This is a genomic window from Cellulomonas xylanilytica, from assembly GCF_007989805.1.
Classification (GTDB): Bacteria; Actinomycetota; Actinomycetes; order Actinomycetales; family Cellulomonadaceae; genus Cellulomonas; species Cellulomonas xylanilytica.
In genome coordinates, this window is the sequence record NZ_BJUB01000003.1 from 314,938 (window position 1) to 338,129 (window position 23,192).

Annotated in this window: 23 protein-coding genes; 18 read left to right on the plus strand and 5 right to left on the minus strand. The window is 73.4% G+C overall.

Annotation, left to right across the window (positions count from 1 at the left end; all coding sequences use genetic code 11):
• The first annotated feature begins 29 nt into the window (after positions 1-29).
• Complete coding sequence (locus CXY01_RS20780) at positions 30-755, plus strand: MerR family transcriptional regulator (protein WP_186813315.1); 726 nt, start codon at positions 30-32, stop codon at positions 753-755.
• A 3-nt stretch (positions 756-758) separates the two neighbouring features.
• Here CXY01_RS20780 and CXY01_RS06790 read toward each other — a convergent pair whose 3' ends face one another.
• Positions 759-959, minus strand: a complete 201-nt coding sequence (locus CXY01_RS06790) for a hypothetical protein (RefSeq protein WP_146926350.1) — start codon at positions 957-959, stop codon at positions 759-761.
• 343 nt (positions 960-1,302) lie between these two features.
• Positions 1,303-2,385 (minus strand): winged helix DNA-binding domain-containing protein, encoded by a 1,083-nt coding sequence (locus CXY01_RS06795; protein ID WP_146926352.1) that lies wholly within the window; start codon positions 2,383-2,385, stop codon positions 1,303-1,305.
• Positions 2,386-2,458: 73 nt separating this feature from the next.
• On the opposite strand from CXY01_RS06795, the gene CXY01_RS06800 reads away from it, so the two are divergent.
• The 15 genes from CXY01_RS06800 to CXY01_RS06870 all read left to right on the plus strand — a co-directional run bounded on the left by CXY01_RS06800 (position 2,459) and on the right by CXY01_RS06870 (position 17,526).
• Complete coding sequence (locus tag CXY01_RS06800; protein ID WP_146926354.1) at positions 2,459-2,872, plus strand: VOC family protein; 414 nt, start codon at positions 2,459-2,461, stop codon at positions 2,870-2,872.
• 56 nt (positions 2,873-2,928) lie between these two features.
• A complete protein-coding gene (locus CXY01_RS06805) occupies positions 2,929-3,543 on the plus strand; it encodes an SGNH/GDSL hydrolase family protein (protein ID WP_146926356.1) in 615 nt (204 codons plus the stop codon).
• Positions 3,544-3,952: 409 nt separating this feature from the next.
• Complete coding sequence (gene cysK / locus CXY01_RS06810; protein ID WP_146926357.1) at positions 3,953-4,888, plus strand: cysteine synthase A; 936 nt, start codon at positions 3,953-3,955, stop codon at positions 4,886-4,888.
• Positions 4,889-4,946: 58 nt separating this feature from the next.
• Positions 4,947-5,531, plus strand: coding sequence for a serine O-acetyltransferase EpsC (gene epsC / locus CXY01_RS06815; protein ID WP_146926360.1), 585 nt, complete (start codon positions 4,947-4,949; stop codon positions 5,529-5,531).
• Positions 5,532-5,579: 48 nt separating this feature from the next.
• On the plus strand, positions 5,580-5,930 hold the full coding sequence (locus tag CXY01_RS06820; RefSeq protein ID WP_146926362.1) for a GntR family transcriptional regulator: 351 nt from the start codon (positions 5,580-5,582) through the stop codon (positions 5,928-5,930).
• The gene (locus CXY01_RS06825) at positions 5,927-6,898 is read left to right on the plus strand and encodes a DUF1648 domain-containing protein (protein WP_146926364.1); all 972 of its coding nucleotides are present in this window, start codon (positions 5,927-5,929) and stop codon (positions 6,896-6,898) included. The genes CXY01_RS06820 and CXY01_RS06825 overlap by 4 nt, the downstream gene beginning before the upstream one ends.
• A 75-nt stretch (positions 6,899-6,973) precedes the next feature.
• On the plus strand, positions 6,974-8,017 hold the full coding sequence (locus CXY01_RS06830; RefSeq protein WP_146926366.1) for an LLM class F420-dependent oxidoreductase: 1,044 nt from the start codon (positions 6,974-6,976) through the stop codon (positions 8,015-8,017).
• A gap of 389 nt (positions 8,018-8,406) precedes the next feature.
• Complete coding sequence (locus tag CXY01_RS06835; RefSeq protein WP_146926368.1) at positions 8,407-9,240, plus strand: ABC transporter ATP-binding protein; 834 nt, start codon at positions 8,407-8,409, stop codon at positions 9,238-9,240.
• Between the two features lie 64 nt (positions 9,241-9,304).
• A complete protein-coding gene (locus tag CXY01_RS06840) occupies positions 9,305-10,348 on the plus strand; it encodes an aliphatic sulfonate ABC transporter substrate-binding protein (protein ID WP_146926370.1) in 1,044 nt (347 codons plus the stop codon).
• 59 nt (positions 10,349-10,407) lie between these two features.
• Positions 10,408-11,316 (plus strand): ABC transporter permease, encoded by a 909-nt coding sequence (locus CXY01_RS06845; RefSeq protein WP_146926372.1) that lies wholly within the window; start codon positions 10,408-10,410, stop codon positions 11,314-11,316.
• A complete protein-coding gene (acs, locus tag CXY01_RS06850; protein ID WP_371862754.1) occupies positions 11,313-13,373 on the plus strand; it encodes an acetate--CoA ligase in 2,061 nt (686 codons plus the stop codon). Before CXY01_RS06845 ends, acs begins: the two co-directional genes overlap by 4 nt.
• Entirely contained in the window at positions 13,370-14,701 is a 1,332-nt protein-coding gene (locus CXY01_RS06855; RefSeq protein ID WP_146926376.1) for an O-acetylhomoserine aminocarboxypropyltransferase/cysteine synthase family protein, read from the plus strand. The genes acs and CXY01_RS06855 overlap by 4 nt, the downstream gene beginning before the upstream one ends.
• A complete protein-coding gene (locus CXY01_RS06860; protein WP_146926377.1) occupies positions 14,698-15,183 on the plus strand; it encodes a CoA-binding protein in 486 nt (161 codons plus the stop codon). Before CXY01_RS06855 ends, CXY01_RS06860 begins: the two co-directional genes overlap by 4 nt.
• A gap of 16 nt (positions 15,184-15,199) precedes the next feature.
• Positions 15,200-15,532 carry an MGMT family protein gene (locus CXY01_RS06865; protein ID WP_146926380.1) on the plus strand — a complete coding sequence of 111 codons (333 nt, stop codon included), beginning with the start codon at positions 15,200-15,202 and terminating at the stop codon, positions 15,530-15,532.
• A gap of 104 nt (positions 15,533-15,636) precedes the next feature.
• Entirely contained in the window at positions 15,637-17,526 is a 1,890-nt protein-coding gene (locus CXY01_RS06870; RefSeq protein WP_146926382.1) for an acyltransferase family protein, read from the plus strand.
• A gap of 12 nt (positions 17,527-17,538) precedes the next feature.
• On the opposite strand, the gene CXY01_RS06875 is transcribed toward CXY01_RS06870, so the two are convergent.
• Positions 17,539-18,630 (minus strand): PP2C family protein-serine/threonine phosphatase, encoded by a 1,092-nt coding sequence (locus CXY01_RS06875; protein WP_246125114.1) that lies wholly within the window; start codon positions 18,628-18,630, stop codon positions 17,539-17,541.
• Between the two features lie 96 nt (positions 18,631-18,726).
• Between CXY01_RS06875 and CXY01_RS06880 the strand changes: the two genes are divergently transcribed.
• Positions 18,727-19,995, plus strand: a complete 1,269-nt coding sequence (locus tag CXY01_RS06880; protein WP_146926386.1) for a GNAT family N-acetyltransferase — start codon at positions 18,727-18,729, stop codon at positions 19,993-19,995.
• A gap of 4 nt (positions 19,996-19,999) precedes the next feature.
• Here the strand turns inward: CXY01_RS06880 and CXY01_RS06885 are convergent, their stop codons facing one another.
• Entirely contained in the window at positions 20,000-20,449 is a 450-nt protein-coding gene (locus tag CXY01_RS06885; protein WP_146926388.1) for a ribose-5-phosphate isomerase, read from the minus strand.
• Positions 20,450-20,573: 124 nt separating this feature from the next.
• Between CXY01_RS06885 and CXY01_RS06890 the strand changes: the two genes are divergently transcribed.
• Positions 20,574-22,562: a M13 family metallopeptidase gene (locus CXY01_RS06890; protein ID WP_146926391.1), complete on the plus strand. Its 1,989-nt coding sequence runs from the start codon at positions 20,574-20,576 to the stop codon at positions 22,560-22,562.
• Between the two features lie 31 nt (positions 22,563-22,593).
• On the opposite strand, the gene CXY01_RS06895 is transcribed toward CXY01_RS06890, so the two are convergent.
• Positions 22,594-23,121, minus strand: a complete 528-nt coding sequence (locus CXY01_RS06895) for a hypothetical protein (protein WP_146926393.1) — start codon at positions 23,119-23,121, stop codon at positions 22,594-22,596.
• Between the last annotated feature and the right edge of the window lie 71 nt (positions 23,122-23,192).

The following is a 23,192-nucleotide window of genomic DNA, read 5'->3' on the forward strand; positions in this document are numbered from 1 at the left end:
CGGGTCGCCCGAGGGTCCACAGTTCTGCTGTGGACACCGACGAGATCTCCATCGGCAGGTTCGGGCGGCTGTGCGGCCTGTCCGTGCACACGTTGCGGCACTACGACGACGTCGGCCTGCTGACCCCGGCCCGGGTGGACCCGGCGACGGGCTACCGGTACTACCGCCCCGACCAGCTCGAGCGCGCCCGGCACATCCGCTCGCTGCGCTGGACGGACCTGTCGGTCGAGGACACGCGCACCGTCCTGGACGACCCGTCGCGCACGGACGCGGTTCTCGCCGCCCACCGCGAGCGGCTGGAGCGTGACCGCGCCCGGCTGTCCGCGAGCCTGGGCGACACCGAGCGATTCGCGGGCGACGGGGTCGCGGCGTCCTCGCCGCCGGCGGGTGCGCGACCCGTCCAGGTGAAGCTGCTCGTCGCCGACGTCGACGCCGCGGCGGCGTTCTACTGCGACGCGTTCGGGTTCGAGCTCGAGGTCACGCAGCGCACGGCCGACGCGGACTTCTCCGGGTTCGTCTTCGGCCGGTACGGCGAGAGCGACTTCTTCCTGGTGCACCTGCAGACGGCCGACTACCCAGGCGCCGCAGGTCCCGCGACCATCGGGATGCTCGTGGACGACCTCGACGTCGCGCACCGCCGCGCCCTCGATGCCGGCGCGACGCAGGTGCTCGGGCCGCACGACACGGAGGGCATGCCGCGCTCGTCCGCCGTGCGGGACCCGGACGAGAACGTCGTGTGGCTGTACCAGGGCTGACGCTCAGTACCGCACCTGACCCCGCTCGGTGTCGAAGATCTGCCGGCACCCGGGGCACTCCCCGCGGTCCGGGCCGTCGTCCTCGGGGAACTCGCTCGTCGGGGTGACGAACCGGCCGCAGACGCTCATGCCGTCGCGGAAGAAGTGCTGTCGCCTGTCGTTCCGGGTCAGTCGCAGCCAGCCTTCGGTGTACGTGAGGAGCATGGCTCCAGCCTCGTCGCGGCACCGCGGCTCCGACAGGGCCGAAGGACCCGGACGACGACAACGGCCCCGGTGCTGCACCGCGACTCTCGTCGCGGGCCGCACCGGGGCCGCATGTCCGTCAGCACCTGTTGGCCTTCGCCCACCGCGCCCGCTTGTCCTTGTTGCGCGCGGCTTGAACCGCCCCCAGCGCCATTGGGGGCTGTCGAAGATCAGCCACCCGGACCATGGCCGTCTGCCGCTCTCGTAGCGGCGCGTTCCACCTCCGGGCCGATCCTTCGTGATGGGATGCTGACACCACCACGCAGACCGGGAGATCCAAGTAAGAACTGTACACCAGTTCTGGTCAGGTGTCTAGATCGACCCGGTAGGGCGTCCCGGCGAACGCCGCGAGCCGCTCGAAGGACGCGCGCATCGCGTCGCACTGGGCGGCGTCCAGCGACACCGCGAGGTGGGGTTCCGCGACGACCTCGTCCCGCTCGACGACGCGTCGCCACCACCCGACGACCTGGCTGTCGAGGACGACCGGCTGGATCACCTGGTTGGTGCCCGCCGGCGCGATCGACAGGTCGGCGATGTTCGCCGCCGTCCGGCCCTCCGTGTAGGCGACGCCGTACTCGTCGTACCCCTGCAGGACGTGCACGGTCGGCGACGGGTCCCGCGTGGGAGGGTCGGCCGGCGCGAACCAGTAGGTGAGCCCGTCGACGTCGGCGGACGTCAGGTCCTCCCCCACGATCGCGAGGCCGCGGCGGATCTGCGTGAGCGTCAGGCTCGACCACCAGCGGAAGTCCTTCACGGTGGCAGGGCCGTGGCTGACGAAGTAACGGCGGGTGAGCTCCGCGAGGGCCTCATCGGCCTCGAGGGCCGGCGTCGGTGGCACGCGCTCGTCCAGCAGGGCGTAGGTGCGCTGCTTGCCGCGGAGCACCCCGCTGACCACCACCGCCGCGAGCTCGGCCGCCATGACCAGGTAGGCCAGACGAAGGCCGCTCGCCTCGATCCCGGCGCGCGCCAGCGCCACCTGCAGCTCGTTCCGCGTCAGGTGGTGGCCGCCCTGGAGCACCTCGGTCAGGACGGCGGTCGCGCGGTCCACCAGCTCGTCGTCGATCCCCGCCTGGCGCTCGTAGTAGCGGCTCATCTGCCGGACGCGCGGACCGGTGAGCGCGAGCATCCAGCGGGCGTCCTCCGCCGCGACGACGTGCCACGTCGGACGCAGGACGTGCGTGCGCAGGATCGTCCCCGCGTCCAGCGCCGCCTGCACCGCGGCGTCGTCGGCCCCCGGCGTGCGCTGGCCGAGCGACCACTTCGCCATCGTGTACTCCTGCGCCTGGGACGCACCGAGGTGCCGCACCACGGCGGCCGGGTCGGGCAGCGGCGGGCCGGACAGGTGGTGGTTGTGCAACCGGCGGTGCGCGACCTCGAGGCGGTCCATGGGTCTCGATCCTGTTGCGTGCAGCCGAGCGGTGACAAGGTGGACGTCTGGAGACCCGTCGAAGGAGACAGCCGTGGCGACGCACCTGAACCCGTACCTGAGCTTTCGAGACAACGCCCGCGACGCGATGGAGTTCTACCGGACGGTGTTCGGCGGCGAGCTGACGCTGAGCACGTTCGGGGACTTCGGGGCCAGTGACGACCCGGCCGAGGCCGGCAAGATCATGCACGGTCAGCTCGAGTCCCCCGGCGGGCTGGTCCTCATGGGCGCGGACACGCCCGCCGGGATGGAGCGGGCCACCCAGAGCAACATCTCGGTGTCCGTCAGCGGCCAGGACCTGGCCGAGCTGCAGGGCTACTGGGACAGGCTCGCCGAGGGCGGCACCATCCAGGAGCCCTTCGCGCAGGCGCCGTGGGGTGCCACGTTCGGGATGCTGACCGACAGGTTCGGCGTCGCGTGGATGATCAACGCGGGCCCGGAGATGTGACCTCGGGCTGACGAGCCCGGTCGCGACCCGATCGCCCCGCATGATGGGGTGATCCCGTGACCTTCCTCCAGCCTGCGGACCGCATCCTGCTCACGGGCGACTCCGTGACCGACTGGGGCCGGGACCGTGCCGACCCGACGAGCCTCGGGCACGGGTACGCGGGCATCGTCGCGGCGCTCGCGGGCGCCCGGCGGCCGGACCTCGGACTGACGTTCCTCAACCGGGGCGTCGGCGGCGACACCTCCGCCATGCTGCGCGCGCGCTGGGAGCGGGACGCGGTCGCCCTGGCGCCGACGGTGGTCTCCGTCCTCATCGGCATCAACGACACCTGGCGCCGGTACGACGGGGGCAGCCCGACGTCCACCGAGGAGTACGAGGACAACCTCCGGGCCGTCGTCGGGACCACCGACCGCCTCGTGCTGATCGAGCCGTTCGTCGTGCCCGTCACCGCGGCGCAGCACGAGTGGCGCGAGGACCTCGACCCACGCATCTCGGTCGTGCGGCGGGTGGCCGCCGAGCGGCGTGCCGTGCTGGTGCCCGCGGACGGCCTGTTCGCCGCCGCGGCGGCCCGGACCGGCGCGGCGACCTGGGCGCAGGACGGCGTGCACCCGACGCCCGCCGGCCACGGTCTGCTCGCCGAGGCGTGGCTGGCCGCGGTCGGCCTCGGCTGAGCGTCCGCCTGGTGGGGATGCTTTGCGTGGGCGCAGGCGTTGACGCTAGCGTCGTGGCCGGTCGTGTGTCGGACGACGTCCGACCATTCTGATCCACGGTGATTCACTCTGACCGACTCGGTCCCGGAGGACGAAGCGATGCGCGTGCAGCCTGCCGCTCCCGCCGTCCTGCGCCGCGCCCACGTGGCGCTGCCCTGTTGTCGCTGTCTGTAGAGCGCTGGCTCCACCTTCGCGCGAGAACCCCTGACCCAGGGGCGACTCCTGCGCCAGCGCTCGCCCCGCCCCGGCCGGACAGCCCCCGCTGGTCCGCCCTCCCGCCCGGCGCGCGTGCGCCGTCGGACCTCCAGACGCATCGCTAGTCAGTCCCCACCAGCTGCCGGCCGGCCGGCAGCTCGACCGAAGAGGAACCATGGCACGCATCTACGACGACGCCACCGCGCTCATCGGCAACACCCCGCTGGTCCGCATCAACAAGATCACCGACGGCGCCCCCGCCACCGTCGTCGCCAAGCTCGAGTTCTACAACCCGGCCAACTCGGTCAAGGACCGCATCGGCGTCGCGATCATCAACGCCGCGGAGGCGTCCGGCGAGCTCAAGCCCGGTGGCACCATCGTCGAGGCCACGAGCGGCAACACGGGCATCGCGCTCGCGTTCGTGGGTGCGGCCCGCGGCTACGACGTCGTCCTGACGATGCCGGAGACCATGTCCAAGGAGCGCAAGCTGCTGCTGCGCGCCTTCGGCGCCGAGCTGATCCTCACCCCGGGCTCCGAGGGCATGCGGGGAGCGGTCAACCGCGCCGACGAGATCGTGGCGGAGCGCCCGGGTGCCATCCTGGCCCGCCAGTTCGCCAACGAGGCCAACCCGGAGATCCACCGCACGACGACCGCCGAGGAGATCTGGGCGGACACCGACGGCGAGATCGACATCCTCGTCGCGGGCATCGGCACGGGCGGCACCATCACGGGCGTCGGTCAGGTGCTCAAGGCCCGCAAGCCCGGAGTGAAGATCGTCGGCGTGGAGCCGGCGGAGTCGCCGATCCTCAACGGCGGCGCCCCCGGGCCGCACAAGATCCAGGGCATCGGCGCCAACTTCGTGCCCGAGATCCTCGACACGAGCGTCTACGACGAGATCATCGACGTCGACGCCGAGACGGCCGTGAAGGTCGCGCGTCGCGCCGCCGCCGAGGAGGGCCTGCTCGTCGGCATCTCGTCGGGCGCCTCGCTGCACGCCGCGACGCTCCTGGCTCAGCGCCCGGAGAACGCCGGCAAGCTCATCGTCGCGATCGTCCCGTCGTTCGGCGAGCGCTACCTGTCGACGGTGCTGTACGCGGACCTCGTCGACTGACGGTCCCGCACCGCCACGCACCCCGGCAGCACCACCCCACCGACAGGACGAAGGCACCGTGTCCGACCACCTGCACTTCTTCGCCACCCTGAGGGAAGACCTCGAGGCGGCCCGGAACCGCGACCCCGCGGCCCGGTCCCTGGCCGAGGTCGCCCTCGGGTACCCGGGGGTGCACGCGGTGTGGGTGTACCGGCTGGCGCACAGGATGTGGCACCGACCCGGCCTGCGGCTGCCCGCGCGACTGATCTCCCAGCTCGCGCGGGCAGTCACCGGCATCGAGATCCACCCCGGCGCCCGCCTGGGTCGCCGGCTGTTCATCGACCACGGCATGGGGGTCGTCGTCGGCGAGACCGCCGAGGTGGGCGACGACGTCGTCCTGTTCCACGGGTCGACGCTCGGCGGCAAGTCCATGCGGCACGGCAAGCGCCACCCGACCCTCGGCGACGACGTGGTCGTCGGGGCGGGCGCGAAGGTCCTGGGCCCGGTGTGGATCGGCGCGGGTGCGCAGATCGGCGCCAACGCGGTCGTCATCCACGACGTGCCTCCGGGCGCCATCGCGGTCGGGGTACCGGCGACGATCCGGCTGCGCTCGGCGGCCGCACCGTTCGACGTCGAGATCGACGACCCGGCGATCTACATCTGACTCCGTCCGACACTGTTCTAGTTGTCCTCGAACAACTATGATCGCTTCATGCTCTTCCGCGTCGACCCCGCATCGCCCGACCCGCTGTTCACGCAGCTGGCCGGGCAGGTGCGTGCCGCCGTCGCGCGCGGCGAGCTGGCCGACGGCGAGCGGCTGCCCGGCGCCCGGGAGCTCGCCGCCTCGCTCGACATCAACCTGCACACGGTGCTGCGCGCCTACCAGGAGCTGCGCGACGAGGGGCTGATCGAGCTCCGCCGCGGCCGGGGCGCCGTCGTCACCGCCCCGCCGCAGGACAACTCCGAGCTGCACGCGGCCGTCGAGACGCTCGTGCGGGTTGCCCGGTCGCTCGGCATCGCCCCGCAGACCACCACCGCCCTGGTCAAGGAGGCCCTCCGATGACGTCGCCCGTCCCGTACCGGTCCGTCACCACCGTCCTGACGCTCGTCGTCCCGCTCGCGCTCGCGGCCGTGCCGTTCGTGGTGGCCGGCGCCTGGGCGTCCGAGCTGCCCGACCAGGTCGCGGTGCACTTCGGTGCCGACGGCCCCGACCGGTACGCCTCGGTCGCCGGGGCGATCTGGCCGACCGCGATCGCCACCGTGGTCGTGGCCGTCGCGTCCTGGGCGCTCGCGTTCTTCTGGGGGCGTACGGCCCAGGTGCGGCGGGTCGCCGCAGCGACGGCGGTCGGCATGGCGGCGTTCCTGTCCACGCTCGTCGTCGGGATGCTCGACGTGCAGCGCGGGCTGACCGACACCGCCGGCACGACAGGACTGGGTCTCGTCATGACGGTGGCGTTCGCGGTCGGCATCGGAGCCGCCGCGCTCGCCGCGTGGGCCGTGCCGCGCGACGCGCACCAGCCCGCCCAGGAGCCGGTGCCACCGACCGCGGCGGTGCTCGACCTCGGTCCGGACGAGGCGGCCGTGTGGGTGACCCACGCCGAGAGCCGGTCCGCCCTGGTCATCGGGAGCAGCGTCGCGCTGCTCACGCTCGCGCTCGGGCTGCTGCTCGGGCTGCCGTTCCTGGCCGTGCCCGCCGTGCTCGTCGCGGCGATCGTGCTGTCGAGCACCTGGTTCACCGTCATGGTCGACCGCCGCGGCCTCACCGTGCGGTCGGCGGTCGGCTGGCCGCGCTTCAGCGTGCCGATCGACGAGATCCGCGAGGCCGCCGTCACGACCGTCTCCCCGCTGGCCGAGTTCGGCGGCTGGGGCTACCGGGTGGGTCGCGGTGGCCGGGTGGGCGTCGTCCTGCGCACCGGCGAGGGGCTGCAGGTGGAGCGCACGGGCGGCCGCGCGTTCGTCGTGACCGTCGACGACGCCGCCACGGGCGCCGCGCTGCTGAACACGCTCGCCGCCCGCAGCCGGGTCGGCTGACCGACACGCGATACCCGGGGTACCAGGTAGCCTGGCGCGGGCGTCGACGACGACGCCGGACCAGGAGGACTGACGATGCGGCTGGGCTACCACACGGGCTACTGGTCGGCGGGTCCCCCGCCCGGTGCGCAGGAGGCCGTCCTCGGCGCCGAGCAGCTCGGGTTCGACTCGGTCTGGACGGCCGAGGCCTACGGCTCCGACGCGCTCACCCCGCTCGCCTGGTGGGGTGCGCGCACCTCCCGCATCCGCCTCGGCACGGCGATCGCGCAGATCTCCGCCCGGACGCCGACCGCCGCGGCGATGGCGGCCCTCACGCTCGACCACCTGTCCCGCGGCCGGTTCGTCCTGGGGCTCGGCGCCTCGGGCCCCCAGGTGGTGGAGGGCTGGTACGGGCAGCCGTACCCCAAGCCGCTGGCACGCACCCGCGAGTACGTCTCGATCGTGCGGCAGGTGCTGGCGCGCGAGGCTCCCGTCACGTTCGACGGCCAGTTCTACCGGCTCCCCCTGCCCGCCGACGAGGGGTCGGGGCTGGGCAAGGCGCTGCGGTCGACCGTGCACCCGCTGCGAGCCGACCTGCCCATCCACCTGGCCGCCGAGGGTCCTCGCAACATCGCGATGTCCGCGGAGATCGCCGACGGCTGGTTGCCGCTGTTCTACTCGCCGCGCATGGACGGCGAGTACCGGACCCTGCTCGCGGAGGGCTTCGCGAAGCGCGCGGGCGGGCTGAGCCCTGTCGAGGAGTTCGAGGTCGTCGCCACGGTCCCGGTCGTCCTGGGTGCTGACGTCGAGTCCGCCGCCGACAGCGTCCGGCCGTTCATCGCGCTCTACGCCGGCGGGATGGGCGCCAAGGGCGCCAACTTCCACCGTGACGTGCTGGACCGGCTCGGGTACGCCGAGGCGTGCGACGAGATCCAGGCCCACTACCTCGCGGGTGACCGCGCGCGCGCCACGGCCGCCGTGCCGCTGGAGCTGGTGCAGGACATCGCCCTGGTGGGCACCGCCGAGGACATCCGCGCCCAGCTGCCGGCGTGGGAGACCACGGCCGTCACCACGATGCTGGTGCAGGCCGACCCGAGGACGCTGCCGGCCGTGGCGGACGCCCTGCGCCCGCCCGCCTGACCTGCCCACCGACCGCCCGCGACGCCCCGTGCGCCGCGGGCGTCGTCGTGCCCAGGCTCCGGCTCGTGGGCCGGCGTTGCCGACACCTGCGGCGAAGCGCTACTGTCGTGCCCACGTGCTGGATGCGTCGTCTCAGGATATGAGACATGCAGACCTCGGCACTCCAGAATCGACGAGCGAGGGAGGACGGACCGCCATGACCATGCAGCCGACCTCGCTGATGTGTTGTCGGTCCGCGTGCTGTCCCCCGCAGCACCGCACCGGCTCCTGACGCCGCCCAGCGTCCGCCCCTGGACCGACCAGGGACCGCCGGTGCCCCGCCCCTCGCGCGGCTGACCGGCTCCCCGCCCGTCCCGATCGGCCGCGCCCGATCCCCAGGACTCCCCCGCATGTCCCTCACCAGCACGCACGCCCCCGCGCACGTCGCCCACCCGGTGACCCTGCGCGGCGTCCGTCGCACCTTCGAGACCCCCACCGGTCCCCGCACGGTTCTCGCGGGCGTCGACCTCGAGCTCGCCGCGGGCGAGATCGTCGCGCTCGTCGGCCCGTCCGGGTGCGGGAAGTCCACGCTCCTGCGGCAGGTGAGCGGCCTGGACACGCCCGACGACGGCGCGATCCTCATCGACGGCTCGCCCGTGCGCGGCACCGACCCGCGCACCGCGGTCGCGTTCCAGGAGCCCCGCCTGCTGCCGTGGCGGACGCTCACGCAGAACATCGCGCTCGGGCTGCCGGCGGGGACGTCCCGCGCCGACGGGGCCCGCCGCGTCGCCGAGCTCCTCGCGCTGGTGGACCTGTCCGCCTCGGCCGGGCTGCGCCCCCGGCAGGTGTCCGGCGGCATGGCGCAGCGGGCGTCGCTCGCCCGGGCGCTCGCGCGCAACCCGGGGGTGCTGCTGCTCGACGAGCCGTTCGGCGCGCTCGACGCGCTCACCCGGCTGCGCATGCAGGAGCTGCTGCTCGAGGTGCACGCCGCCGAGCCGACCACCGTGCTGCTGGTCACGCACGACGTCGAGGAGGCCCTCTACCTGGCCGACCGCGTGGTCCTGCTACGCACCCCCGAACCCGACCAGAGCAGCGTCGCCCGCGTGATCGACGTCCCCGGCACCCGCCCCCGCGACCGCGCCGACTCGACGTTCGCCGGGCTGCGTGCCGAGCTGCTCGAGGGTCTCGGCGTCCCGACGCACCACGTCAGCCCCGCCGACCAGGACAAGCACCACTCCATCTGACCCATCTGATCCATCTGATCCGTACCACCCACGACCCCCCGGTCACCCCCTCTCAGGAGAGACGATGAGCATCCGCACCGCCGTGTCCGCCACAGCCGTTGCCCTCGCGACCGCCCTGGCGCTCACCGGCTGCGTCGCCGGCGAGGACACACCTCCCGCCGCTGCCGAGCCCGACACCACCGCCTCGGGCGACGCGCCCGTCGAGTGGAGCGCCGACACGCTCAACATCGACTTCGCGACGTACAACCCGCTGAGCCTCGTCATCAAGGACCAGGGCTGGCTCGAGGAGACCCTCGGCGACGACGTCACCGTCAGCTGGATCCAGTCCGCCGGGTCGAACAAGGCGAACGAGGCCCTGCGTGCCGGTGCCGTCGACGTCGGGTCGACCGCCGGGTCGGCGGCGCTGCTGGCGCGGTCCAACGGGTCGCCCATCAAGACGATCGACATCTACTCGCAGCCGGAGTGGTCCGCGATCGTCGTGCCGCAGGGCTCCGACATCACCGACGTCAGCCAGCTGGCCGGGAAGTCGGTCGCCGCGACCAAGGGCACCGACCCGTACTTCTTCCTGCTCCAGTCCCTGGAGGAGGCCGGGGTCCCGCTGGACCAGGTCGAGGTGCAGAACCTGCAGCACGCCGACGGCAAGGCCGCCCTGGAGAACGGCTCGGTCGCGGCGTGGGCCGGGCTGGACCCGCTGATGGCCGCCAGCGAGGCGACCGCCGGCTCGACGCTGCTGTACCGGAACGTGGACTTCAACACCTACGGGTTCCTCAACGCCACCGAGTCGTTCCTCGGGAAGAGCCCCGACCTGGCGCAGCTCGTCGTCGACACCTACGAGAAGGCGCGCGCGTGGGCGCAGGAGAACCCCGAGGAGGTCGTCGCGATCCTCGCCGAGGTCGCCGCGATCGACCCGGCCGTGGCCGAGACCGTCATCACCGAGCGCACCACCCTGGACCTCGACCCGGTGCCCGGCGAGGCGCAGCGCAAGGTCCTCGAGGTCGTCGGCCCGATCTTCGTGGCCAACGGTGACGTCCCCACCCAGGGCGACGTCGACAAGGCGCTGGACGAGCTGTTCGAGCCGTCCTTCGCCGAGAACGCCGACCCGTCCTGATCCGCGCCGCCGCCCCCGGAGCACCCCGGGGGCGGCGGCACCCCCTCGCAGGAGCGCAGATGTCCGACGCCGCCACCGACACCGCACCGGTCACCGGTGCCCTCCCGGTCACGGGTACGTCGACCCCGAAGGTCGACCAGGACGCCGGTCCGCACCGCGCGTCCACCCCGTTCGACGGCGGCACTCCCCGCCCGGCGTCGTCCCGTCGCGGGCTGGACCGCCGGGCGACGCGCGCCGTGGTCGGGCTCCTGCTGCCCCTGCTGCTCCTCGCGCTCTGGCAGTGGGTCACGAGCGCCGGCATCGTCGCCTCGTACCAGCTGCCCAGCCCGGCGTCGGTGTGGAACGCCGCCGTCGACCTGGCCGAGCGGAACCTGCTCGGCCCGTACGTGGCCATCTCCACGCAGCGGGTGCTCATCGGGTTCGCCATCGGCAGCGCGATCGGCCTCCTGCTCGGCGCGGTCGTCGGCCTGTCCCGCGTGGGCGACGCGCTGCTCGCCCCCACGCTCGGCGCCATCCGCGCCGTCCCGTCCCTCGCGTGGGTCCCGCTGCTCATCCTGTGGATGAAGATCGGCGAGGACTCCAAGATCACGCTGATCGCGATCGGTGCGTTCTTCCCCGTCTACACGACGGTCGCGTCCGCGCTGCGGCACGTCGACCGGCACCTCGTGGAGGTCGGCCGCGCGTACGGGCTGCGCGGCGTGCGGCTGTTCTCGAGCGTCCAGCTGCCCGCGGTCCTGCCGTCCGTGGTGTCCGGCCTGCGCCTGGCGCTCGCGCAGTCGTGGCTGTTCCTCGTCGCCGCCGAGCTCATCGCCTCGTCCATGGGCCTGGGCTTCCTGCTCATGGACTCGGGCAACAACGGACGCGTCGACCGGATCATCCTGGCGATCATCCTGCTGGCCCTGCTGGGCAAGCTGACCGACAGCCTCATCGGGCTGGCCGAGAAGTACCTGCTGAAGAGATGGGCATGAGCTCCACGATCTCCACCCTGCAGTCCGAGGCCCGCACCTACGACCCGCCGGCGGGGTTCGACGCCAACGTCGGCCCGGGGGCGTTCGACCGCGCGGAGGCCGACCCGATCGCCTTCTGGGAGGACGCCGCCCGCCGGCTCGACTGGGCGACGCCCTGGCACACGGCCCTGACGTGGGCTCCCCCGGTCGACGACGGTCACGGCGACCTGACGGTGCCCGCGGCGCAGTGGTTCGTCGGCGGGCGGCTCAACGTGGCCGTGAACTGCGTGGACCGGCACGTGGACGCCGGCCGCGGCGACAAGGTCGCGCTGCACGTCGAGGGCGAGCCGGGCGACCGCCGGACCCTCACGTACGCGGACCTGCAGCGCGAGGTGTCCCGGGCGGCGCACGCGCTCACGGCTCTCGGCATCGGTCCCGGCGACCGCGTCGTCGTGTACCTGCCGGTGCTCGCCGAGACGGTGGTCGTGACGCTCGCGATCGCGCGGATCGGGGCCGTGCACTCCCTCGTGTTCGGAGGGTTCTCCGCCGAGGCGGTCCGGTTCCGCGTGCAGGACACGGGCGCGAAGCTCTTGGTCACCAGCGACGGTCAGTACCGGCGCGGCGAGGCCGTCGAGGTGAAGTCGACCGCCGACGAGGCGGTCGCGGGCCTGGACCACGTCGAGCACGTCCTCGTCGTGCGGCGGACCGGTCAGGACGTGCCGTGGACCGACGGGCGCGACGTCTGGTGGCACGACGTCGTCGACACCGCCCCGGACGTGCACGAGGCGCAGGCCTTCGACGCGGAGCACCCGCTGTTCATCATCTACACCTCGGGCACCACCGGGCGCCCCAAGGGCCTGGTCCACACGTCGGGCGGCTACCTGACGCACGCCGCGTGGGCGCACTGGGCCCACTTCGACGCCAAGCCGGACGACGTCCACTGGTGCACCGCGGACCTGGCGTGGGTCACCGCGCACACGTACGAGATCTACGGCCCGCTGGCCAACGGGCTCACCCAGGTGATCTACGAGGGCACGCCCGACAGCCCGCACCGCGAGCGCCACCTCGAGATCATCGAGCGCTACGGCGTGACCACCTACTACACGGCCCCGACCCTGATCCGGACGTTCATGACGTGGTTCGGCGACGAGCTCCCCGGTGGGCACGACCTGTCGACCATCCGCCTGCTGGGAACCGTCGGCGAGGCGATCAACCCGGAGGCGTGGGTGTGGTTCCGCCGGACGTTCGGGGCCGACCGCGCGCCCGTGGTCGACACGTGGTGGCAGTCGGAGACGGGCGCCGCGATGATCGCGCCGCTGCCGGGCAGCACCGTCCTCAAGCCCGGCTCGGCCACCCGTCCGCTGCCGGGGATCTCGGCGAAGGTCGTCGACGACGCGGGCGTCGAGGTCGGTCCCGGCGAGGGCGGCCTGCTCGTGGTCGACCGGCCGTGGCCCGGCATGGCCCGCACCATCTGGGGCGACCCCCGGCGCTACCTCGACGCGTACTGGCGGCGGTTCGCCGGTCACGGCGAGCACGGTGGCTACTTCCTGGCCGGCGACGGCGCCTCGTACGACGCCGACAGGTACGTGTGGCTGCTCGGCCGCCTGGACGACGTGGTCAACGTCTCCGGTCACCGGCTGTCGACCATCGAGGTGGAGTCGGCGCTCGTCGCGCACCCGGCCGTCGGTGAGGCCGGCGTCGCGGGCGTGCACGACGACGTCACCGGGCAGGCGGTCGCCGCGTTCGTCGTCCCCGCGCAGGCGCCGGGTGCCGTCGACGACCTCGACGCGTGGCTCGCCGCGACGGACGCCCTGCGCGACGAGCTCCGCGCGCAGGTCGCCCGCGAGATCGGACCCGTCGCCAAGCCGCGGCACGTCCTGCTCGTGCCGGACCTGCCCAAGACGCGGTCGGGCAAGATCCTGCGCCGCCTGCTCGCCCAGATCGCCGACGGTTCGCCGCTCGGTGACATCACCTCTCTCCAGAACCCGTGGGCCGTCGAGCAGGTCGCGGTTCTCGTGTCGGCAGGGCGTACCGTGCTGCCGACCGACCGCACCAGACAGGCTGAGGAGTCCGCATGACCAGCCCCGACCACCGCTTCGGGTTCCGCACGCGGGCCCTGCACGCCGGCGGGATCCCCGACGCGACCACGGGTGCGCGCGCGGTGCCGATCTACCAGACGACGTCGTTCGTGTTCCAGGACACCGCCGACGCGGCCAACCTGTTCGCGCTGCAGAAGTACGGCAACATCTACTCGCGCATCGGCAACCCGACGGTCGCGGCGCTCGAGGAGCGGATCGCGTCCCTCGAGGGCGGCATCGGCGCGGTGGCGACGGCGTCCGGCATGTCGGCGGAGTTCATCACGTTCGCCGCGCTGGTCGGCGCCGGGGACCACATCGTCGCCTCGTCGCAGCTGTACGGCGGCACGGTCACGGCGCTCGACGTGACGCTGCGCCGGTTCGGGGTCGACACCACGTTCGTCCCCGGCACCGACCCCGCCGACTACGCCGCCGCGATCCGCCCCGAGACCAAGGTGCTGTACGCCGAGGTCATCGCGAACCCGTCCGGCGAGATCGCGGACCTGGCCGGGCTGGCCGAGGTCGCGCACGCCGCGGGCATCCCGTTCGTCGTCGACGCGACGCTCGCGACGCCGTACCTGGTGCGGCCCATCGAGCACGGCGCGGACATCGTCATCCACTCCGTCACCAAGTTCCTGGGCGGGCACGGCACGACGCTCGGCGGCATCGTCGTCGAGTCGGGCCGGTTCGACTGGGGCAGCGGGCGGTTCCCGCAGATGACCGAGCCGGTCGCCTCCTACGGCGGGGTGCGCTGGTGGGAGAACTTCGGCGAGTACGGCTTCCTCACCAAGCTGCGCTCCGAGCAGCTGCGGGACATCGGTCCCGCGCTGAGCGCCCAGTCCGCGTTCACCCTCCTGCAGGGCGTCGAGACGCTCCCCCAGCGCCTGGACGCGCACCTGGCGAACGCGCGCCTGGTCGCCGAGTGGCTCGAGGCCGACCCGCGCGTCAGCTACGTGAACTGGGCGGGCCTGCCCAGCCACCCGCACCACGAGCGCGCCGCGCACTACCTGCCGCTCGGCCCGGGCGCCGTGTTCGCCTTCGGTCTGCGGGCGACGGACGCGCAGGACGGCCGCGCGATCGGCCGGTCGTTCATCGAGAACCTGCAGCTGGCCAGCCACCTGGCCAACGTCGGCGACGCCCGCACGCTCGTCATCCACCCCGGCTCCACCACCCACCAGCAGCTGAACGCCGACCAGCTGGCCGCCGCCGGGGTGCCCGCCGACCTGGTCCGGATCAGCGTCGGGCTCGAGGACGGCGAGGACATCCTCTGGGACCTCGACCAGGCCCTGACCGCCGCGACCGGCCGCACCCGGACGGGGGTCGCCGCATGAGCGCGCGCACCTGGCAGGGACCGAGCGCTCCCGAGCGCCTGTCGCTGCTGCGCTCGACGAAGTCCATCGCGATCGTCGGCGCCTCGAACAACCCGTCCCGGGCCAGCTACTTCGTCGCGACGTACCTGCTGTCCAGCTCGCCGTACGACGTGTACTTCGTCAACCCGCGCGCCGACGAGATCCTCGGCCGGCCGGTCTACCCGTCGCTGGAGTCGCTGCCGGTCGTCCCGGACCTCGTGGACGTGTTTCGCCGCCACGACGACCTGCCGACGGTGCTGGACGAGACGGTCGCCGTGGGGGCCAAGGCCCTCTGGCTGCAGCTCGGGTCGTGGCACGAGGAGGTGGCGACGCGCGGCGAGGCCGCCGGGCTGACGGTCGTGATGGACCGGTGCGTGAAGATCGAGCACGCGCGGTTCCACGGCGGCCTGCACCTGGCCGGGTTCGACACGGGCGTCATCAGCTCCAAGCGCGCCCTGGGCTGAGCGGCTGACACCAGGCGTGGACGACGACTACGCGGAGGCCGTGCTCGACCTCGTGGCCGCGATCCCGCCGGGCCGCGCCATGACGTACGGCACGGTCGCGGAGGTCGTCGGCGACCTGCTGGAGGCCCGCGACGGCGTCCGGCGCGGCGGCCCGCGACAGGTCGGCCAGGTCATGAGCCATGCCGGCTCAGGGGTGCCGTGGTGGCGCGTCGTCAACGCCGCGGGCAGGCCGCCCGCGCGGCACACGACGCGCGCGCTGGCGCTCCTGGGCGACGAGGGCACCCCGCTGTCCGCCGACGGCACGCGGGTCGCGCTGCGTCGCGCGATCTGGTTTCCCGACGAGGTCTGACCGGCCCGCGTGTCCCCCGCGGGATCGCCCGTCGACCCGACCTACCCTGGCCGCACGGGAGCGCCCGCACGCCCCCGGAGCACGTGCACCGACCCGGGAGATCCATGACCGTCACCGCCCCGCGCCCCGCGCTCGCGGAGCAGCGGTCGCCGCGGCCGGACGCCACCCCGGCGCGCATGCCCTACCTCGGCGGGCTCGACGGCGTGCGCGCGATCGCCGTCGCCGGGGTCGTCGTCTACCACCTGGGCGCGCCGTGGATGCGCGGCGGGTTCCTGGGCGTCGACGTCTTCTTCGTCCTGTCCGGCTACCTCATCACCACGATCGTGCTCGACGAGGTGGAACGCACCGGCGGCTTCTCGTTCCGCCGGTTCTACGTCCGCCGGGCCCGCCGCCTGCTGCCCGCGCTCGCCCTGCTGCTGGTCGCGATGGCCGGGGTCGCGGTCGCGATGCCGGGCGAGGCGGCCGAGCTGCGCGGGGACATCGCGGCGGCGGCCGCCTACGGGTCGAACTGGTGGCAGATCTACGCCGACCGCTCGTACTTCGAGATGGTCAGCCGGCCACCGCTGCTCCAGCACCTGTGGTCGCTGGGCATCGAGGAGCAGTTCTACCTCGTGTTCCCGCTGGTCGTCGTGCTGGCGCTGCGGGCCGGCCGGGCGCGCGTCGGGCAGGTCGCCGGCATCCTCGCCCTGCTGTCCACCGTGGCGATGGCCGTCCTGGCCATCCGGACGTCCGCCCCCGTGCCCAACGACCCGAGCCGGGTGTACTTCGGCACCGACACGCACTCGATGGGCCTGCTCGTCGGTGCCGCCATGGCCGCCGCCTGGACGCCGTGGCGCACCTGGGACCGTGCCGGGTCGTGGGTCCGCGAGCGCGGGCGGGCCGTCCGCCGGTTCGAGGCGGGGGTCACCGACGTGCTCGGGGTGCTCGCGCTGCTCGGGGTCGTCGCCGCGTTCGTGCTGGTGGACGAGTTCAGCGACGGCCTCTACCGCGGCGGCTTCCTGGCGTTCTCGCTGCTGGCCGCGGTGCTGGTGGGTGCGGTCGCGGACCCGGCCGGCCTGCTCGGCCGGGCGCTCGGGCGCCAGCCGTGGCGCTGGCTCGGTGAGCGGTCGTACGGCATCTACCTGTGGCACTGGCCGGTCGTGATGCTCAGCCGCCCGGGTGTGGACGTCGACCTCTCGCCCTGGCTGGTCACCATCCTGCGGCTGACCGTCGTGCTGAGCCTGGCCGAGCTCTCCTACCGGTTCGTCGAGCTCCCCGTCCGCCGCGGGGCGCTGGGCCGGGCGGTCGCGCGCGTGCGTCGCCCGCACGAGGACCGCGCGCGGTCCGTGCTGCGCGTCGTCGCCGGGGCGGTCGCGCTCGTCGTCGTCGGTGGCGTCGCGACCGCGGCGCTCGCGCAGGTGCCCCGCGTCGGCGCCGAGGCAGCGTCCTGGCAGCCGGCGCCGGTGTCGTCGACGGCGTCGCAGCGAGCACCCGCGTCCTCGACCCCGACTCCGACCCCGGTCCAGACCGCACCCGCGGCACCCGTGCCGGAGCAGGTCGGCACCGTGTCCAGCATCGGGGACTCCGTCATGCTCGGCGCGGCCGCGGACCTCACCGCGCGGGGGGTCGTCGTGGACGCGGTGGAGTCCCGGCAGTTCGGCGCGATGCTCGAGCTCGTCCGGGCCGGCGTCGCGGCGGGGACGCTCGGGCACACCGTCATCGTGCACGGCGGGACCAACGGGCCCATCGACGAGGCCAGCCTCCGGGAGCTGCTCGAGCTGACCCGCGACCGGCGCGTCTACCTGGTCAACGTCCACGTCCCGCGCACCTGGGCCGACTACAACAACGAGCTGCTCGCGAGGGTCACCCCGGAGTACCCCCACGCGCACCTGCTCGACTGGAACACGCTCGGCACCGCCAACCGCGCGTGGTTCTTCAGCGACGACATCCACCTGCAGGCCGGCGGTGGGCGTGAGGGCTACGCCGACTGGCTGGTCGCCTCGATCCAGCCCTGAGTCGCGCGACCGTCAGTCGCGGTGCACCAGCACGACAGCACGGTCGTCGTCGTCGCCGGCCCGCACCCCGGCCAGCACCGCCGCCGCGGAGCCGCGACCGGGCGCCAGGACGCGGTCGGCCACCCCCATCAGGCGGTCGATGCCCTGGTCGAGGTCACCCCCGCGCGCCTCGACCAGCCCGTCCGTGTAGAGCAGCAGGACGTCGCCCCGCTCCATGCGTCCCGCGCGCGAGTGGCACCGGACGTCCGCGACGACGCCGAGCGCGGGGCTGCCGACGGTGTCGATCAGCTCGAGCCGACCCGAGCCCGCGTGCAGCTGCACCGCCGGGGGGTGCCCGGCCGACGACACCCAGAAGTCACCGGTCCGCAGGTCGATCGCCACGTGGATCGCCGTCGCGAAGCCCTCGTCCCACGCCTGCGCGAGCAGGTACCGGTTGGCGGCCCGGAGGAACTCGTCGCGCGGCATGGCCCCCAGCAGCCCACCGAACGCCCCGGACAGCTGCAGCGAGCGCACCCCCGCGTCCAGGCCCTTCCCGGACACGTCCACGAGGACGATCTCGAGCGCGTCGTCGTCGGGCCGGGTGCCCGCCACCATGAAGTCCCCGGAGAAGCCGTCGGCGTGGGCCGAGCGGATCTCGGAGTCCACCCACCAGCCCGCGGGCAGGGGCGGCACGCGTCCGTGCGCGGCGAGCCGGTCCCGCAGGTCGACCAGCATGAGGTCGCCGGGAGCACCCTGCAGCCCGAGCCGTTCCCGCTCGCGCGCGAACGCCACGCTCGCCACCACCGCCACGGTGACCACCACCAGGACGCCGGGGATGACCGTCGGCGCCCCCGACCACCACAGTCCCCAGGCGCACGCCAGGACGACCGCACCGAGGATGACCAGCGGGCGAAGGCGCAGCAGGAACACCGCCACCACGACGAGGAGCAGGAGCGCCGACGGCGGCACCCACTCGGGCTCCCGCAGGACGCCGAGCGTGAGGACGCCGGCCGCGAGGACGAAGGCCGCGACGAGCGTGGCCTGGGACCGTCCGCTCCAGCGGCGCATGGCCTGGGTGGCGCGCGTGAACAGCCCCCGCTCCGGCGCCCACCCCGTCACCCCCACAGCGCGAGCGTATCCGCAGGTCATGGCGGCGAGATACCGCCGTGCGACCGGTAAAGGTGATGCCGAGACAGCGGTCCGTACCGCACGATGGGAGCCATGAGCCCGCTTCCCGACGGATACCGCCTCGTCGACGTGCCCGAGAGCCGCAAGGACGAGTACCTCGAGGTCGACCGCCTGGCGTTCGCCTTCGACTCGAACGCCGAGACCGACGCCCTCGTGCCGATCACCTTCGAGTGGGACCGGGCGCAGGCCGTCGAGGATCCCGACGGCGCGCTCGCGGCCGTGCACGCGTCGTACGCGCACGCGATGCCGGTGCCGGGCGGCACGGTCGCCTGCTCGGGCCTCACGTGGGTGGGGGCCCGGCCGGACCAGCGCCGCCGCGGTCTGCTCACGGCGATGATCGACTCGCACTTCGCGCGGTCGCTCGCGCGCGACGAGCCGATCTCGGCCCTGTTCGCCGCCGAGCACGCGATCTACGGCCGCTACGGCTACGGGTCCGCGGCCGACGACGTGCGGCTCAAGCTCGCCCGCCGTGCCGCACTGCGCGACGTCCCGGGCAGCGAGGAGCTGACCGTGCGGCTCGCCACCGCCGACGTCGCCCGCCACAGCGCGGTGGTCGACACGGTGCACCGCGCGGCGGGCGCCGGCCGGCCCGGCTGGACCACCCGGGACAGCGACGCCTGGCGCACCCGCATGCTCGTCGACCCGCCGGCGTGGCGCGAGGGGGCCGAGCCGCTGCGGATCGTCACGGTGCACGACGGCGCCGGCGACGTCCGCGCCTACGCGATGTTCCGGCGCAAGGAGAGCTGGGCCGAGGGCGGTCCCGCCGGGACGGTCAAGGTCCGCGAGGCCGTCGCCGTCGACGCGGCCGCGACGCACCGCCTCTGGTCGTTCCTCCTGGACCTCGACCTCATGGGCTCGGTCGAGAGCCCCATGCTGCCCGTCGACGACGCGCTCCTGCACCTGCTGGTGGACCCGCGCGCGGTGGTGCCCAAGGTCAACGACAACCTCTGGGTGCGGATCCTCGACCTGCCCGTCGCCCTCGCCGCCCGCCGGTACGCGGCGCCGGTCGACGTCGTCCTCGACGTCACCGACACGCGCCTGACCGGCAACGCGGGCCGCTGGCGCCTGACCACCGGGGCCCGGCAGGACGACGGCACGTACGCGGCGGAGGTGACGAGCACGCAGGACGACGCCGACCTGCGGCTCGACGTCCGGGAGCTCGGTGCCGCCTACCTGGGCGGCCGGTCGCTCGCGGCGCAGGCCCGCGCGGGCCTGGTGTCGCAGGAGACGCCTGGCGCGCTCCAGTCGGCCGCGGCCGCGTTCCTGTGGCCCGTGGCGCCGATGTGCACCTACGTCTGGTGAGTGCCTAGCGGGCGGCCTCGTACGCGCTCAGGAGGTCGATCCGGCGCTGGTGGCGCGGGTCGTGGCTGAAGGGCTCGGCCACGAACGCGTCCACCAGCTCCAGGGCCTCGTCCACGGAGTGCTGCCGGGCCCCGATCGCGACGACGTTCGCGTCGTTGTGCTGGCGGCCCAGCTGCGCGGTGGTGAGGTTCCACGCGAGCGCGGCACGCACGCCGGTCACCTTGTTGGCGGCGATCTGCTCGCCGTTGCCCGAGCCGCCGATGACGACGCCGAGCGACCCCGGGTCGGCGACGACGGCCTCGCCCGCCGCGAAGCAGAACGGCGGGTAGTCGTCGAGCGCGTCGTACGTGTCGGCACCGTGGTCGACGACGTCGTGGCCCGCGGCGCGCAGGTGCTCGACGAGGGCGACCTTCAGCTCGTAGCCGGCGTGGTCGGAGGCGACGTGGATGCGCATGCGACCATCCTGCCGCACCCTGCCCCGGGCACGGCGTCGGCCGTCCAGCAGGCGGTCCGTCAGCCCTCGGCGTAAGCGGCTCGGTCCGCCGGGCCCGGACGCCCGGCGTCCGTAGGCTGTGCGCATGACGCGCAGTGGCATCGACCTGACCGCACTCGACCCCGACGTCCGCCCGCAGGACGACCTCTACGCCCACGTGAACGGACGCTGGCTCGCGTCCCACGTGATCCCCGCCGACCGGGCGATGGACGGCGCGTTCCGCGCCCTGCACGACCAGGCGGAGGAGCAGGTCCGCGACATCATCGCCGACGCCGGCGCGTCCGCCGCGGCCGGCACGTCCACCGACCCGGTCGAGGCGAAGGTCGGCGCCGTCTACGCCTCCTTCATGGACACCGACACCGTCGAGGCTGCCGGGGTCGCGCCGCTGCGCATGGACCTCGGTCTGGTCGAGGCGGCGACCACGCAGGCCGAGCTCACCGGGGTGCTGGGCGCGTTGCAGCGCACGGGCGCGGGCGGCGCCGTCGGCTTCTACGTCGACAACGACTCCAAGGAGCCCACGCGCTACGCGGTCCACCTGGTGCAGGGCGGCCTGGGCCTTCCCGACGAGGCCTACTACCGCGACCCGCAGTACGCCCCCGTGCTCGCGGCCTACCGCCCGCACGTCGCCCGCATGCTGCGCCTCGGTGGCGCCGCCGCGGACGAGGCCCAGGCCGACGAGCTCGCCGGTAGGGTCCTGGCCCTGGAGACCGAGCTGGCCGCCGGTCACTGGGACGTCGTCAAGGACCGGGACGCCGACCTCACCTACAACGCGCTGACGCTCACCGAGCTCGCCGAGCGTGCTCCCGGGTTCGACTGGCACTCCTGGGTGCTGGCGCTCGGCGCGCCCGCGGGGACGTTCGACCACCTCATCGTGCGCGAGCCCTCCTTCGCGGAGGCGTTCGCCGCCCTGTGGGCCAGCGAGCCCCTGGCGGACTGGAAGGCGTGGCTCAGCTACCACGTCATCTCCGACCGGGCGCCGTACCTGACCGACGCGCTGGTCGAGGCGAACTTCGACTTCTACGGACGGACCCTCACGGGGGCCCAGGAGCTGCGCGACCGCTGGAAGCGCGGCGTCTCGCTGGTCCAGGGCGTGCTCGGCGAGGCCGTCGGCAAGGTCTACGTCGACCGGCACTTCCCGCCCACGCACAAGGACCGGATGGAAGGGCTCGTCGCCAACCTGGTCGCCGCCTACCGCGAGTCCATCTCGCAGCTCGACTGGATGGGTGAGGAGACGCGCGCGAAGGCGCTGGCCAAGCTCGAGGCGTTCACGCCGAAGATCGGGTACCCCGCCCGCTGGCGCGACTACTCGACGCTCGAGGTGTCCGCGGACGACCTGCTGGGCAACGTGCGCCGCGCCTACGCGTTCGAGCAGGACCGCGAGCTGGCGAAGATCGGCAAGCCTATCGACCGCGACGAGTGGTTCATGACGCCGCAGACGGTCAACGCCTACTACAACCCGGGCATGAACGAGATCGTGTTCCCGGCGGCGATCCTGCAGCCGCCGTTCTTCGACGCGGACGCCGACGACGCCGTCAACTACGGCGGGATCGGTGCCGTGATCGGCCACGAGATCGGCCACGGGTTCGACGACCAGGGCTCCAAGTACGACGGCGACGGACGCCTCGAGGACTGGTGGACGGCCGACGACCGCGCGGAGTTCGAGACGCGCACCAAGGCGCTCATCGACCAGTACTCCGCGTTCTCCCCCGTCCAGCTCGACGGCTCGCACCACGTGAACGGCGAGCTCACCATCGGCGAGAACATCGGTGACCTCGGCGGCCTGTCCATCGCCTTCCGCGCCTACCGGATCGCCCTGGGCACCGCGCTCGAGGACGCCCCCGTGGTCGACGGCCTCACCGGCGCGCAGCGGGTGCTGCTGGGCTGGGCGCAGGTGTGGCAGGCGAAGGGTCGCGACGAGGAGATGATCCGCCGGATCGCGACCGACCCGCACTCGCCGAACGAGTTCCGCTGCAACGGCGTGGTCCGCAACGTCGACGAGTTCTACGCGGCCTACGACGTGCAGCCGGGCGACGCCCTGTACCTCGCGCCCGAGGACCGCGTCCGCATCTGGTGAGGAACGCCGCGCCTGGTCCGGGCGTCCGCCGTCAGGCGGGCAGCTCGGACCAGGAGGCGCGCGCCAGCTGGAACCCGGTGCCCGAGCCGTCCGTGCACTGCACGCCGTCGGTCGCGCTGCGGCAGGTGTAGTCGCCCACGCTCGTGCTCAGCCCGTACTCCAGCACGGGCACGTCGTCGCTCGCCACGGCGGGAGCAGGGCCGCTCACGCAGTCGAACGCGAAACCGTCCGCGTTGAGCACGAGCACGTGACCCGTCACCTCCGTGCACCCCGGCACCACCGGGGGCGCGTAGGTGTAGCTGGCGATGGTGCAGGTGACGCCGTCGACGGACATCGTGCACGCGATGTTGCCGCTGGGCAGCGCGAACGCGACCGGCTCGGTGGAGGTCGACGACGAGCTCGACGACGGGGTGCTGCCCGCGCTCGCCGAGGCGGTCGTGCCGTCGGAGGCGGTGCCGGAGCCCTGGTTGTTCAGGTACACGATCGCGACGATCGCGAGGAGCACCACGAGCACCACGTCGACGATGACGAAGAGCCGGATGTTGCGCGCCGAGGTCATGCTGCTCCGTTCCTCCCCGAGGGGGTCACCGACCCGCCCGGTTCCGGGCGGAGTCGGCGACCAGGATCACA

Coding starts and splice junctions, on each gene's coding strand:
- CXY01_RS06790 (WP_146926350.1), bottom strand. CDS start 959: ATGCTCCTCACGTACACCGAAGGCTGGCTGCGACTGACCCGGAACGAC.
- CXY01_RS06795 (WP_146926352.1), bottom strand. CDS start 2,385: ATGGACCGCCTCGAGGTCGCGCACCGCCGGTTGCACAACCACCACCTG.
- cysK (WP_146926357.1), top strand. CDS start 3,953: ATGGCACGCATCTACGACGACGCCACCGCGCTCATCGGCAACACCCCG.
- CXY01_RS06820 (WP_146926362.1), top strand. CDS start 5,580: ATGCTCTTCCGCGTCGACCCCGCATCGCCCGACCCGCTGTTCACGCAG.
- CXY01_RS06825 (WP_146926364.1), top strand. CDS start 5,927: ATGACGTCGCCCGTCCCGTACCGGTCCGTCACCACCGTCCTGACGCTC.
- CXY01_RS06830 (WP_146926366.1), top strand. CDS start 6,974: ATGCGGCTGGGCTACCACACGGGCTACTGGTCGGCGGGTCCCCCGCCC.
- CXY01_RS06835 (WP_146926368.1), top strand. CDS start 8,407: ATGTCCCTCACCAGCACGCACGCCCCCGCGCACGTCGCCCACCCGGTG.
- CXY01_RS06840 (WP_146926370.1), top strand. CDS start 9,305: ATGAGCATCCGCACCGCCGTGTCCGCCACAGCCGTTGCCCTCGCGACC.
- CXY01_RS06845 (WP_146926372.1), top strand. CDS start 10,408: ATGTCCGACGCCGCCACCGACACCGCACCGGTCACCGGTGCCCTCCCG.
- acs (WP_371862754.1), top strand. CDS start 11,313: ATGAGCTCCACGATCTCCACCCTGCAGTCCGAGGCCCGCACCTACGAC.
- CXY01_RS06855 (WP_146926376.1), top strand. CDS start 13,370: ATGACCAGCCCCGACCACCGCTTCGGGTTCCGCACGCGGGCCCTGCAC.
- CXY01_RS06860 (WP_146926377.1), top strand. CDS start 14,698: ATGAGCGCGCGCACCTGGCAGGGACCGAGCGCTCCCGAGCGCCTGTCG.
- CXY01_RS06870 (WP_146926382.1), top strand. CDS start 15,637: ATGACCGTCACCGCCCCGCGCCCCGCGCTCGCGGAGCAGCGGTCGCCG.
- CXY01_RS06880 (WP_146926386.1), top strand. CDS start 18,727: ATGAGCCCGCTTCCCGACGGATACCGCCTCGTCGACGTGCCCGAGAGC.
- CXY01_RS06885 (WP_146926388.1), bottom strand. CDS start 20,449: ATGCGCATCCACGTCGCCTCCGACCACGCCGGCTACGAGCTGAAGGTC.
- CXY01_RS06890 (WP_146926391.1), top strand. CDS start 20,574: ATGACGCGCAGTGGCATCGACCTGACCGCACTCGACCCCGACGTCCGC.
- CXY01_RS06895 (WP_146926393.1), bottom strand. CDS start 23,121: ATGACCTCGGCGCGCAACATCCGGCTCTTCGTCATCGTCGACGTGGTG.